This window comes from Ruegeria sp. YTSC002 (genome assembly GCF_059609845.1).
The window spans coordinates 67,710-80,223 of the sequence record NZ_JBXWML010000010.1; the positions used below are offsets into that span (position 1 = coordinate 67,710).

14 protein-coding genes and 1 pseudogene are annotated in these 12,514 nt (G+C 56.9%); 7 read left to right on the forward strand and 8 right to left on the reverse strand.

All coding sequences use genetic code 11. The features are described from left to right. Nucleotides 1-13: 13 nt before the first annotated feature. Nucleotides 14-658 carry a hypothetical protein gene (locus tag AC2FFD_RS17230; protein ID WP_480684687.1) on the reverse strand — a complete coding sequence of 215 codons (645 nt, stop codon included), beginning with the start codon at nt 656-658 and terminating at the stop codon, nt 14-16. A 399-nt stretch (nt 659-1,057) separates the two neighbouring features. Between AC2FFD_RS17230 and AC2FFD_RS17235 the strand changes: the two genes are divergently transcribed. Next, complete coding sequence (locus tag AC2FFD_RS17235) at nt 1,058-2,026, forward strand: UDP-glucuronic acid decarboxylase family protein (RefSeq protein WP_170346487.1); 969 nt, start codon at nt 1,058-1,060, stop codon at nt 2,024-2,026. 83 nt (nt 2,027-2,109) lie between these two features. On the opposite strand, the gene AC2FFD_RS17240 is transcribed toward AC2FFD_RS17235, so the two are convergent. Next, complete coding sequence (locus AC2FFD_RS17240) at nt 2,110-2,721, reverse strand: hypothetical protein (protein ID WP_170346486.1); 612 nt, start codon at nt 2,719-2,721, stop codon at nt 2,110-2,112. 210 nt (nt 2,722-2,931) lie between these two features. On the opposite strand from AC2FFD_RS17240, the gene AC2FFD_RS17245 reads away from it, so the two are divergent. Continuing rightward, a complete protein-coding gene (locus tag AC2FFD_RS17245) occupies nt 2,932-3,213 on the forward strand; it encodes a hypothetical protein (RefSeq protein WP_170346485.1) in 282 nt (93 codons plus the stop codon). A 39-nt stretch (nt 3,214-3,252) separates the two neighbouring features. On the opposite strand, the gene AC2FFD_RS17250 is transcribed toward AC2FFD_RS17245, so the two are convergent. Next, nucleotides 3,253-4,092 carry an EamA family transporter gene (locus AC2FFD_RS17250; RefSeq protein WP_480684689.1) on the reverse strand — a complete coding sequence of 280 codons (840 nt, stop codon included), beginning with the start codon at nt 4,090-4,092 and terminating at the stop codon, nt 3,253-3,255. A gap of 98 nt (nt 4,093-4,190) precedes the next feature. Beyond that, a complete protein-coding gene (locus AC2FFD_RS17255) occupies nt 4,191-4,961 on the reverse strand; it encodes an alpha/beta hydrolase (RefSeq protein ID WP_496873660.1) in 771 nt (256 codons plus the stop codon). A 103-nt stretch (nt 4,962-5,064) separates the two neighbouring features. On the opposite strand from AC2FFD_RS17255, the pseudogene AC2FFD_RS17260 reads away from it, so the two are divergent. After that, nucleotides 5,065-5,820: pseudogene (locus AC2FFD_RS17260) on the forward strand (hypothetical protein); the annotation flags it as partial. 7 nt (nt 5,821-5,827) lie between these two features. Here AC2FFD_RS17260 and AC2FFD_RS17265 read toward each other — a convergent pair. Beyond that, nucleotides 5,828-6,502 carry a TIGR04283 family arsenosugar biosynthesis glycosyltransferase gene (locus AC2FFD_RS17265; protein WP_496873661.1) on the reverse strand — a complete coding sequence of 225 codons (675 nt, stop codon included), beginning with the start codon at nt 6,500-6,502 and terminating at the stop codon, nt 5,828-5,830. Between the two features lie 73 nt (nt 6,503-6,575). Between AC2FFD_RS17265 and ygfZ the strand changes: the two genes are divergently transcribed. Both ygfZ and AC2FFD_RS17275 read left to right on the forward strand, forming a co-directional pair. Beyond that, a complete protein-coding gene (ygfZ, locus tag AC2FFD_RS17270; protein ID WP_496873662.1) occupies nt 6,576-7,313 on the forward strand; it encodes a CAF17-like 4Fe-4S cluster assembly/insertion protein YgfZ in 738 nt (245 codons plus the stop codon). 113 nt (nt 7,314-7,426) lie between these two features. Then, the gene (locus tag AC2FFD_RS17275) at nt 7,427-8,368 is read left to right on the forward strand and encodes an ABC transporter transmembrane domain-containing protein (protein WP_257600394.1); all 942 of its coding nucleotides are present in this window, start codon (nt 7,427-7,429) and stop codon (nt 8,366-8,368) included. Between the two features lie 54 nt (nt 8,369-8,422). Here AC2FFD_RS17275 and efp read toward each other — a convergent pair whose 3' ends face one another. Beyond that, nucleotides 8,423-8,986, reverse strand: coding sequence for an elongation factor P (efp, locus tag AC2FFD_RS17280; RefSeq protein ID WP_170346480.1), 564 nt, complete (start codon nt 8,984-8,986; stop codon nt 8,423-8,425). A 218-nt stretch (nt 8,987-9,204) separates the two neighbouring features. Here efp and AC2FFD_RS17285 point away from each other — a divergent pair, with 218 nt between their 5' ends. Beyond that, complete coding sequence (locus AC2FFD_RS17285) at nt 9,205-9,525, forward strand: DUF6280 family protein (RefSeq protein WP_037310273.1); 321 nt, start codon at nt 9,205-9,207, stop codon at nt 9,523-9,525. Nucleotides 9,526-9,612: 87 nt separating this feature from the next. Here the strand turns inward: AC2FFD_RS17285 and AC2FFD_RS17290 are convergent, their stop codons facing one another. Continuing rightward, nucleotides 9,613-10,182, reverse strand: a complete 570-nt coding sequence (locus tag AC2FFD_RS17290) for a cobalamin biosynthesis protein CobQ (RefSeq protein WP_496873663.1) — start codon at nt 10,180-10,182, stop codon at nt 9,613-9,615. A gap of 62 nt (nt 10,183-10,244) precedes the next feature. Here AC2FFD_RS17290 and AC2FFD_RS17295 point away from each other — a divergent pair, with 62 nt between their 5' ends. After that, nucleotides 10,245-11,702, forward strand: a complete 1,458-nt coding sequence (locus tag AC2FFD_RS17295) for a cobyric acid synthase (RefSeq protein WP_496873664.1) — start codon at nt 10,245-10,247, stop codon at nt 11,700-11,702. 3 nt (nt 11,703-11,705) lie between these two features. Here AC2FFD_RS17295 and AC2FFD_RS17300 read toward each other — a convergent pair whose 3' ends face one another. Next, nucleotides 11,706-12,479 carry a hypothetical protein gene (locus AC2FFD_RS17300; protein ID WP_496873665.1) on the reverse strand — a complete coding sequence of 258 codons (774 nt, stop codon included), beginning with the start codon at nt 12,477-12,479 and terminating at the stop codon, nt 11,706-11,708. Nucleotides 12,480-12,514 lie beyond the last annotated feature (35 nt).

The following is a 12,514-nucleotide window of genomic DNA, read 5'->3' on the forward strand; positions in this document are numbered from 1 at the left end:
ACGAAAAACCGATCTATGTATTTGGGCGATCACGTGCTTCCAACGTCCAACCCAGACCACGGAGCAACATCATTATCGAAGCAACTACCGTCGCAGTAAAAACAAGCGCGAAGACTAGTGTGTAGATATTAGATCCGAACAGCTCAATCTGAACAAGTTGCAACAAAGCGACATAAGGAACTGATACTAATACTATTTCTATTGCCGGCCTAAGGATAGCAGTCATCATGTTCTTATGCTTGGACGAAAGAACGGAAAAAACAGGGTAAACTCGATCAATCGAAGACGCATGCAATCGGTGCATCACGTCAGCTCGGGTAAATGATTTGTTGTTTGAAGGATGCCTGAACAGTACTTCCGAAGGACTGTTCGCACGAATGAATGCAAAATATGCATCAGCAGCATCGATCATAAGAACTCTGTTCATGGCATAATTAACGTTGACGATCATCACTATGAACACGACGTACTTTCGAACAAGCGGCTCTTGAACTTTTAAACCAAATAAGGAGATTACTTCCTTATCCACGTGCCCAAAGGAAACCAAAATGGTGAGCGAAACCATCAAGAAAAAGACTCTGTTTGCCGCTCGTGCGTGTAAAGAAACACTGTCAGCTAAGACCTGCGTTCCCTCTGGAAGAAGCTTTCTGTCGCTCATTTAGATTTATGTGCTCGCCTACTCTGATACTTCGTTTTTACGATGAACTCTGAAGTTGCCAACCCCAGCAATTTTCACCTTAAAGCGCATGTCAAAATTCATGTCGAGACCGTAAATCTTAGTGCTTGTACCCAAATCTGAGAGAACCACTGCATTTAATCTGACTGCGGCCTCAACCTACAGTTCTGTATGGTCTCACTACCCTCGCGCCCATGCGCGTGTTGACCGCTTTCATAAACCCTCGCATCAGCTTTTGGCTATTTGATTGGCGCAGCGAAACAACAGGTGCCTCAAGAAACCACAGGATACTGCAAAACAAGCCACTTTAGTTTGCAAATCGGATCAATAACCGGCTTGTTTATGGCCAGCAGACTCGGATTTAACGATTAAGGATTTGCAATGGCCCGCCTTTATGACAGTCGAAAACGTGTTCTCGTAACCGGTGGGGCCGGGTTTTTGGGCTCGCATCTGTGCGACCGGCTTCTGGATCAGGGGCACGAGGTTCTGTGCGTCGACAACCTGTTCACCGGCACCAAGCGCAATATCGACCATCTGCACAACAACCCGCGTTTCGAGTTCATGCGCCACGATGTGACCTTCCCGCTTTTCGTGGAAGTGGACGAGATCTATAACCTCGCCTGTCCGGCCTCGCCCGTGCATTACCAGCACGATCCGGTGCAGACGACCAAGACCAGCGTGCATGGTGCGATCAACATGTTGGGTCTGGCGAAACGCTTGAAATGCAAGATATTTCAGGCCTCGACCTCCGAGGTCTATGGCGACCCGACCATCCATCCGCAGACCGAAGATTATTGGGGCAACGTCAACCCGGTTGGCCCGCGCTCGTGCTATGACGAGGGCAAGCGCTGCGCCGAGACCTTGTTCTTCGATTACCACCGGCAGATGGGGCTTGAGATCAAGGTGGCCCGCATCTTCAACACCTACGGGCCCAGAATGCACCCCGCCGATGGGCGCGTCGTGTCGAACTTCATCATGCAGGCCCTGACCGGCGAGCCGATCACGATTTTTGGCGACGGTACGCAAACCCGGTCATTCTGCTACGTGGATGATCTGATCGAAGGATTCATCCGTCTGATGGAGACCGGCCCGGACGTCACCGGCCCCGTCAATCTGGGCAATCCCAACGAATTCTCGATGAACGAACTGGCCCACGAAGTGCAGGCCCTTGTGGGGGCAGAAACCCCTGTCAGTTTCAAGGAATTGCCAGAGGATGACCCGAAACAGCGCCAGCCCGATATCACTCTGGCGCGGACCCTTCTGGGCTGGGAACCCAAAGTGCAACTGAAAGAAGGGCTGCACGCAACCATCCGGTATTTCCGAGACCTTCAGGCCGAAGTCGAGACCTAGGGCCAAGGCCCGGTTTGGGGTCCGGGCACGACCAAAGCCCCAGACCTGCCCCGGCGCTTGCAGAACCTTCGCAAAGCATCGCCTTATTCGAAATCTGCCTGATCCAGCAGCGTATAGGTGAACTTGTTGCCAAACGCGTCGCGCCCGGCTTCGCATTTCAGCAGAAACTCGGCAAAGTGACGCTGATCTGCGAATACCTGACACCCGGCGGAATAGATCGAATTCGCAGTGTCATCGTCACCGTTGTTTGGCCCCTTGTGCAGATTAATGCCGAACATCCCACTTTGAGGATTAACAAGGTTCAGGTTTCCATCCCTGTTGTTGTCCCGAAACACGGTAACGTTTCCCAGCCTTTGACACAGCGCCTTGTGGCCTCCGGGCCGCCCTCGTTTATGAATATCGATCTTGTAACAGGACCGATATTGCCCTGGCGCCAGAATGGCCGTCCCATCCGGGTTTATCGGGTTCTTCAGGTAGTGATCGCTGGGATCGGCCGTCATCGGGTAATAGGCAATATCCCAAACGCCAAGAAACCGGTGGAACACCGTCATGACATCATCGAATTTCTTGGGTGAAACCGGGTGGGCGCGAATGCCCACTATGTTCAGGTTCCAATCGACAGTTGGGGTGTCGAATACCACGTAATCCTTTTGGGACATGACATCCATAATCGCTTCCACAGAGGGTCTGAACATCTCTCAATTCTCCTGAAACAATGCGGCCATGTTACCACAGAAATGACCGATCGAAAAAATCGGCCCCTGAGGTTGTCACTGTTCTTGTAGGATTTTCGTTGCCTAACCCGTTGATCCCGTTCAAACTTGCTGAAACAAAAAACCATGATTGAGGTCCGGGCGTCCAAACCCTTTTTGATCGAAAACAGATTTGCAGGACGAGAGGACGACATGAAAACACTGACTATTGGGCTGGCCTTTGCCATGCTGGCAACCCAGGCCCCGGCGCAACAGACGCTCAGCCTGGCATCTCCGATCCCGGACGGGGCGGAAACGCGATTTTGCTATTACAAGGGGCTGGCTTATTCCCCGGATTCCTTCATCGTGATCTTTGGCGACAACACCGTCACAGAAACGATCAACACGCGCGAGGAACGCTTGCTGCGATGCGTGAGCAGCGACAAGGGCACCATGCACTGGAAGCCACAAAGCACGTTTCAGGTCGGCCGCTAAGCCAGAGACATCACTGTCGCCCAAGGCTTTTCAGCCGGATCAGACAGCCAATCCGATCAGGGCGACGCCCACGGCCATGAGCACCGCGGCACCCAACCGTCGCGCCCAGTTGCCTTCCTTGAGGAATACGAACCCGATCAGTGCGGCAAAGATGACCGAAGTTTCCCGCAGCGCCGAAACCGCGCCCAGCGGTGCGAAATTCTTGGCGTACAGCACCAGACCATAAGCCGTCATCGATACCAGCCCTCCAAGAATACCGATCATCCAAACTTTGGCTGGCAGGTCTTTGAGGGTCGCACGTTTCCGAACCCCGACAAACCCGGCAATGAACAGGTGCAGAAACGCCCCCCACGCCCAATAGCTGAGCGTGTTGCCCGACAGCCGAACGCCGATCCCGTCGACGACCGAATAGATCGAAATGCAGAACCCGGTGCCCAGCGCAAACATCAGTGCGCTGCGCCCAACGCCCGAGCGCAGAGCTTTCCAATTGCTCAGCTGGATGCCCGCGGCAATCAGGGCGATACCGGTCCAGGCCTGAAATGGCAGCACTTCTCCGACCAGGAACATTGCCCAAAGCGAAACCAGCGCCGGGACAATTCCACGGGCAATGGGGTAGACCACACTCAGATCACCATGCTGATAGGCTTTACCCAGCATGAAGTAATAGCCGAAATGCACAATGGTCGAGAGCAGGATGTAGATAAAGCTCTCTGGGTTCGGCAGCGGCAGCACCATCACCATGACTGCCGCAGGCAGCACTTGACCCAAAGCGACCAAACCCAGCATGGTGGTTCGATCCGCCGCTGTCTTCACGATTGCATTCCACACCGCGTGCAGCAAAGCAGCCGAAAGAATAACAAGGACAACGAACAGGGTCATGTCCGGACCTTTCCCGCATAAGTTTCGCGCCAAAAGGGTCAACTGCCCCATTCACTCGGCGCCATGTCTGCAAAGGGTGGATTGTTGTCAAGCCCGTTTCAGGTCACCTGGGTTGTCAGCCAGGTCTCGATTTTCGAGGCCGGCCCTTCCCAACCCGGTTCCATGAACAGAAAATGCGCATGTTCTTCGACCAGCAAAAAGGTTCCGCGATTCCCATAGCGCGTTGCCAGTGCGCGGCAGGTATCGGGGTTGACAGCCCTGTCTTCGGCACCCGAGACCACCAGAACCGGGCAGTCAACCTTGTCGAAATCAACCTTGATTGCGTGATGGTCATCGAACATCCAAAAGAACATTTCAAACATCACGCGCCCGCTTTCCGCGCCCAATCGGTCGAATACAGCGTGTTGCTGCGCCTCATCCATCTTGTTCAGAGCAAACGGGGCCATCAAATCGAACCCGACCCGCATCGGCTGCTTCCAGAACGGGCCGCCTTCCATCAAGGTGCGCGGTACAGCCCGTTCGTCATCGGTTTCGGGCAAGGTGCCCCAGGGCGCATTGGGATTGATCAGAACGATGGCACTGGCCAAACCACGAGACGCCACTTGCTGTGCCACCACCCCGGCAATGGCATGCCCCAAAATGACAGGTTTGCGGTCCAGCCCCTGAACAAAACCGGCGATGTCATTGGTGTAGTCCATGACACTGGTATCGGTCAGACCCGGGTCGGGGTCTGCTTTTGGATCACCGTCATGGTAACGCAAGGCAGGAACGTGAACCGTCCAACCTCGGTCACGCAAAAAGGCCGCGTAATCCTGCATGCACCAAGGTCCGGCAAATGCTCCGTGGATAAGAACGATTTCCTTGGTCATCGAAGTCCCCCCTGCGCTGTTTCCAGTATGGGGATATGGAAAGACGTTACAACAGCCCGTGATCCCTGTTGCAGGACGGGTCACAGGTCCTAAGATCGGACCCATGAGTTTTGTGACCGACAATCAATTGCCCCTGCTGATCCTGTTCTTTGTCATCGGCTCAATCGGCACTGCCTTTCTGTTTCGCAAACCGGCAGGGCACCGGGCGTGGAAGTTGGCTGATCTGGTATGGGTTGTGCTGGGTGGCATCGGGGCGTTGGTCGCTGTCTTGGCCGGACTTTATTCGTCGGACAGCTCGCGTCTGGACCGACAGATCGACGTGGCCTATGCCGCAACGCTGGCATTTGACAGGGATGCGGCCCGGTTCCGCCTGCGGTTCTGTGATCCGGCCTATGATCCGGACACCGCCGTTTTATGCGAAAAGGTTGAATTCCTTTCAGCTTCGACCGCCAGCAACTCGGAACTGCCCCTGTTCATTGCGGTTACGAACGAAGTGGCGCCCTTGCAGGGGCTTCACTTCCTGGTTGGGGGTCAGTCCAAGGATGAAATGGACGACATACGTGACATGGCCGCCAAGGCCGATGCCTTTGACATCGACCAGTTCCTTGTCTTCACTTCACTGGACGAAAGCACACAGACCGCCATTGACAACATGCGTCGCAAGGTTCCCGCGATTGCGGGCGACTATCTGATACTTGCGCAGAGCTACGACGACCTGATCGCGCAGGTCGGGAAGTTGAAAGAAGAATGGGAATACCTACAGGACAATGCTCATATTCTTGTCCTGCAAATCGTGGCCCTATGCCTTGTCAGTTTTGCGGCACCGTTTCGGCTTGGCAAATCCGTGGTCGAACTGCGCACCACGTTCAACGTCGATAAGCCTGCGCCAGAACCTGCGGATCAGCCCCCAGAAAGTAACGCAGAAGAGTCCACAGGTTCCGAGCACCACGCCGAATCCACCCCGCCCGCTCATACCGCTCCGCACTCGTAAAGGCGCGAGTATTCAGCACCGTTACCTTTGGCAACGCGCGCACCAAAGCCACATCTTCCATCAACGGCTGGTCCGGAAACCCGCCTGCCGTTTGATACGCGTGACGCGGAACCAGCAATCCCTGATCTCCGTAGGGCAGTCCCAGCAGCCTGCTGCGCAGATTGGCCCAGCCAGCCACCCAGGCCGGCGCGATCCCGCGCGCGCGGAACGCCAGCCGAAAAGCAGCCGGTTTGCCCGAAGGCAGGTGGGCGCTCACGGTCTCGCTCCATCCCTGTTGCAGCACAGTGTCCGCATGAAGGATCAGCAACCAATCCCCTTTGGCCTGCGCGCAGCCCCGGCGCAGCTGACCACCTCGGGAGGGCGGGCCGGTCACAACCTTCGCGCCGGCCTCTTCCGCTATATCCAGCGTGTGATCGGTTGAGCATGCGTCGCTGACGATCAACTCTCGGATCAATCCGCCATGCAGCCCTTCCATCAGGGCCTCGAGGCAGGCCGGCAAGGCGTCAGCGGCATCAAAGGTCGGAATCACAACGGAAATGGGTGCGGGCACGTCTGATAACCTCTGGTCTTGGCATCGGAACTTCCTATATCACGAGGCCTGAGGAAATGACGAGGACCAAGCCATGCCCACCCGCCGCATACTGCGCCTGTCCGGCTCGGATACCGAAAGCTTTTTGCAGGATCTGATTACAAACGACATTAAAGGGTTGGACAACGGGCTGGTCTACGCCGCTCTGCTTACACCGCAGGGCAAGTACCTGGCGGATTTCTTCCTGAAACGAGATGGCGATGGCGTTCTTCTGGATGTGGCCGAACATCTTGCGGATGATCTGGTCAAACGTCTGACGATGTACAAGCTGCGTGCGGATGTGACGATCGAGGGAACCGATCTGAACCTGCAACGCGGCACCAAGGCTGCGCCGGAAACCGCCCTGCCCGATCCCCGCCACCCGGACATGGGCTGGCGCACCTATTCCACCGAACCCGAGGGCGATGACGGATCCGACTGGGATGCGCTGCGCGTCCGGCACTGCATTCCCGAGTCAGGCATTGAGCTGACCCCGGACAGTTATATCCTGGAATCCGGGTTCGAAGCACTGAATGGCGTGGATTTCAAAAAGGGCTGCTACGTCGGACAGGAAGTAACTGCGCGCATGAAGCACAAAACCGAATTGCGCAAAGGTCTGCGACGTGTCGCCGTTCAGGGCTCTGCTCCGGCAGGGACCGAAATCACGGCAAATGGCAAACCCGTCGGAACTTTGTACACACAGTCAGGCGGGCACGGGATTGCGTACCTGCGATTTGATCGCGCAAGCGGAGAGATGCAGGCCGGTGATGCCACCGTTCGCCTTGAGGGCTAAACCAACCTTGTTGCCTAAACGGCACGTCCGGCACAGCAGCTTGTATCGTAAAGTTTGAACCCGTTGTCCTGCACTGCCACAGTGCAGGCAAACAGGGCAAACCGGATACCCGCATGTTTCGACTTTACTCCGCGATCTGGCGCGCCAGTGCCGGGCGGCAAATCATACTCATCCTGCTGTCCATTGCCATTGCAGGCCTTGCCGCCGTGCCACTGGAGTTTCAGCGCGACATCATCAACCACCTGACCTCCGATGATGTCGGGATCGAGAAACTGATCCAGTTGGGCATTGGCATGATGGCGGTCATCCTGCTGAGCCTGGCACTGAAATGGGTGCTGGGGTTTCGCGCCGGAACCTTGGGTGAAGATATGATACGCCTGATCCGCCAGCGCTTGCTTTGGCGCTCGACCGACCTGAAGGAAACCGGCGAAGACCTTCGCAAGGGCACCATGACCACAGCCATCTCGGCTGAGGCTGAAGAATTGGGGAAATTTGCGGGCGGCGCTTTCTCGGATCCGGTCGTTCAGATCGGAACGCTGATCAGCGTCATCGGCTATATCTCATCCACGCAACCAGGTCTGGGGCTGATTGCGTTGTCGATGATCGTTCCGCAGATCATCATCGTACTGGCCTCGCAGCGCAAAGTGAACGCGTTCGTGGCGGAACGCGTTCGCATTCTGCGCAGTGCCACGGACCGGCTTACGACCGAGGATATCGAAGCCGTCGAGCGGGACATCAACACCATGTTCGATGACATTTACGACACGCGTCGGCGGATGTTCCTGTGGAAGCTGTCGGCAAAGTTCCTGCTGAGCGTTATCAACGGGGCCGGCACCGTCGGCATCCTGATGCTGGGGGGATATCTGGTCCTGCAAGGGAAAACGGATGTCGGCACCGTGGTTGCCGCCACCAGTGGGCTCAGCCGCATTCAGGGGCCCACTGCCTTTCTGATCGCATTCTATCGTCAGGTCAGTGCCAATCGTATCAAGTACGAACTGATGCTGGAATTGTTCGGCCCGGATCCAACCCGCTATCGCCATCGACCCAACGCATAAGAAAAGACCGCGCGGCGGGTGCCTGCGCGGTCTGATGCGTAACGTGACGAAACGTCACGCGCGTTCGGAATATTCCATAGTTTCAGTGTTCACGACGATCATTTCGTCCTGGCCGATGAAGGGCGGAACCATGACTTTCACGCCATTGTCCAGCAGCGCGGGCTTGAACGAATTCGCCGCGGTCTGACCTTTCACCACCGGTTCGGTCTCGACGATCTTGCAGGTCACTTTCTGCGGCAGCGTCGCGTTCAGCGCCTCACTTTCGTAGAATTCGACAACAATGGTCATGCCATCTTGCAGAAACGGACGGCGGTCACCCAGCAATTCTGCTGGCAATTCAATCTGTTCGTAGGTTTCAGAATCCATGAACACCAGCATCCCGTCGGATTCGTACAGGAATTGCTGATCCTTTTGTTCCAGACGCACGCGTTCAACCTTGTCCGCCGAGCGGAAGCGTTCGTTCAGCTTCGAGCCATTGCGCAGGTTGCGCAGTTCCACCTGTGCAAAAGCCCCGCCTTTGCCCGGCTTTACATGGTCAACCTTGACCGCTGCCCACAGGCCACCGTTATGCTCAAGCACATTGCCGGGGCGAATTTCGTTCCCATTTATCTTGGGCATTACATAAATCCTTCACAAACGGTTGATGCATCAGTTGCGGTCCCTATATCTGGCGGGATCACACCTGACAAGACAACGACACCTAGTGCTGCACTTGCAGCAAGCCATGCAAGTGACGCAACGCAACTATGCATTTTAGCTGTATCCGAATCGCACCTAATAGGTCATAAGGACCCTCACGCCGAAAATGCAAGAGCAAGAACAACAAGGAAGACGAGATGAGAGATTTCGTTGACGGCACTGCCTTTAACAATGAGCAAGGCAATCGTGCGCGCAAACTTTTCGCGGCCGTTGTCCTGGCTGCGCTTGATGATGCTATCGCCGATGACAAGAAATACGGCAACGGCCCCGAACAAATCGCCCGCTGGGCGCGTTCGCGCGATGGGCGCGAAGTGCTGTCCTGCGCAGGAATTGACCCGAACGAACGGGTTGTCAGCGGATTGATGGAATTCGTTGGACGCGGTGTCCGCACCTCGGTTGCCCTGTCGCGTGAAGAAAGCGAACGCCGCAACGCTGCACAGCAAGCCGAAGCTGCCTGAATCAGGGCGGATTTGGATTGAACAAACGCGCTCTGCCTATCAGAGCGCGTTTTTCTATGCCTGATCGTCAGGCATGAAGCCAAAGGCTCAAAAGAACAACAGCCATTGCCGCACCACCCAGAACTCAGCCGCCAGCATGGTTGCGAACAGGGCTTTGCCCCAGACCGGCAATCCACGCTGCCACAGCAAAGCATATGCGGCCAGACAGACAAAGGCTGACACCGGCGCCACCCACAAGGCATGATGGTCGCTGTCCCAATAGCTGACAGGGCTGTGGAACACCCAGTCGCTGACGGGCCAGAACTGTGGCCGTCCGTCGCCCGCATGAAGCAGGAAATCTGTCGCAAGATGCAACAGACCCGCCGCTGCACCGACAGCCAGAACCTGCCAACCTCTCCAGAGTGCCAGCAGGAATGCCAGCCCCCAGAGGATAAAGGAATTGTCTATGGCGAATACGGTCTGCCACGCCGGGGAATAGTAAAGCTGCCCGAAGACCACCTGTTCGGGAACGCCCAGAACAAAGAGGGACACGCCCGCCATCACGTATAGGGACAGATCCGGCAATAACGCTCCCAGGAGCGCAGCCCAGAGGATACGTCCTTGCGGCGGCCGGGCAAACACGGCAGCCCCGATCAAAAGATGCGCTGGCGTATTCATCCGGGGCTTTCCCTTTCGGCTCAAATCAGATCATCTGCGCCCAGACTTATAGGAGACAAAACATGGTTCGCGCCATCATGATTCAAGGCACCGGCAGCAATGTCGGAAAATCGGTTCTGGTGGCCGGGCTGGCGCGCGCCTACACGCGTCGGGGGCTTCGGGTCGCGCCGTTCAAACCGCAAAACATGTCGAACAATGCTGCCGTCACCGAAAACGGCGGCGAAATTGGCCGCGCACAGGCCCTTCAGGCCCGTGCGGCAAAGCGGGCACCCCACACGGACATGAACCCTATTCTGCTGAAACCTGAAACCGATACCGGCGCGCAGATCATCGTTCAGGGGCAGCGCGCTGGCACGATGAAGGCCGGTGACTATCGCAGGGACAAATCCAAGCTGCTGGGCGCAGCGCTGGAAAGCTTTGACAGGCTCTGCGCCGACGCTGATCTGGTTCTGATCGAGGGCGCTGGCAGCCCGGCTGAGACCAACCTGCGCAAAGGTGACATCGCCAATATGGGATTTGCCCGTGCAGCGGACATACCTGTTGTGCTGGTCGGGGACATTCATCGTGGCGGGGTGATTGCGCAGATCGTTGGCACTCAGGCCGTGCTGGACGAAGGCGACGTGGCGCAGATCAGTGGTTTTGCCATCAATCGTTTCAAGGGCGACGTGTCCCTGTTCGACGAAGGCCGTGATGATATCTCGACCCGAACTGGCTGGCCCTGCCTTGGGGTCGTGCCATGGTTTCACGACGCCTGGAAACTGCCGGCCGAAGACATGATGGACATCCGTTCCCATACAGGCGGCGCGTGCAAGGTCGTTGTGCCTCAGCTGGAACGTATGGCGAATTTCGACGATCTCGATCCGTTGTCCGCCGAACCCGGCGTGAGCGTCGAGGTCATTCCCGGCGGACGTCCCCTGCCCGGCGATGCGGATCTTGTTCTGCTGCCCGGAAGCAAATCCACGATCGGAGACCTGAGCTATTTCCGCGCACAGGGCTGGGATATCGACCTCTATGCCCATGTTCGCCGGGGCGGCCATGTCCTGGGATTGTGCGGCGGCTATCAGATGCTGGGCAAAACCATTTCCGATCCCGATGGCGTGGATGGCCGACCGGGCAAGGTTGATGGATTGGGATTGTTGAACGTCGATACCGTCATGGGCGGCCAGAAACAGGTCATCCTGCGTTCGGCCCATGCCCTGCCCGACCGGGAACCGGTCAGCGGGTACGAAATCCACATGGGCCATACCGACGGCCCGGACCGCGCCCGCGCATGGCTTGAGATCGAAGGCAGACCAGAAGGCGCCGCCAGCAGCAACGGCCGGGTCAAGGGCAGCTATCTGCATGGCATTTTCTCGTCAGACGCATTTCGCGCCCGCTATTTGTCAACGCTGGGCGTGACGTCGGACATTGCCTACGAAGACGGTGTAGAGCAGGCGCTGGATGATCTGGCCGATCATCTGGAGCGCCACATGAATCTTGACCTGATGCTGAGCCTGGCGCAGCCACCACAGCGTGGCTGAATCTTATCCCAGATCTTTCGCGGCGAGCGCGCGGGCGATTTCCCGCCGCACCATTTTGCGCACGTTTCGCGTGATCCTCTCGCCCATCGCGCCTTGCAACTCCTGACGGACAACTTCCGCGATCATGTCGCGCAATGTCTCTTCGTCCAAGTCGGTTGTCGCGACGTTTTCCACCACTTCAGTGTCACGACCGGTTTCAGCCGGTTGCGCTGCCCGGATGAACTCTGCGTTTTGTGCCGAATCGGCCTCAGGCTGCGAATCCTCCGGTTCTTCCCGGTCAGTCAGAACGACGGTCCTCGCGGCCGCGAATTCCTCTTCGACATTCCACGGCAGGGATTGCGTCGGTGTGCCGGAATAGGCGTCTGCGCTGTCGCCATCCGGCTCCCATTGGTCCTCGGTTTGCGCGATCGCCGCTTCCAGCGCTTCGATCTTGGCACTCAGGCTGATCGCGCGATCATCAGTCGATCCGGATTCCGCGGCATTTGCCTCGGTCGCGTCATCCGCTGTGTTGGCCGGATCACCTGCCCTGACAATATCGCAGGCCCGCAGCAGCATCGGCTTGGCCGACCCGGCAACATCGGTTGACGGCTTGGCGGGCATGACCTTGGGCTGTGCGGGTTTGCTGATGCGCAGCGCGTCCGTCAGCACCAAACGCCCCGGCTTGCGCGTTGCACCCTGTTGATCCGAGGAGGATTTACCGCGACTGTCTTCACTGACCAGACGTTTGACCGAAGACAGAACGTCTTCGATCCCTGCTTTCACGACATTATCAGACATTGTTCTCTACCGCTCTATCGTTGGATCGAGTGTAG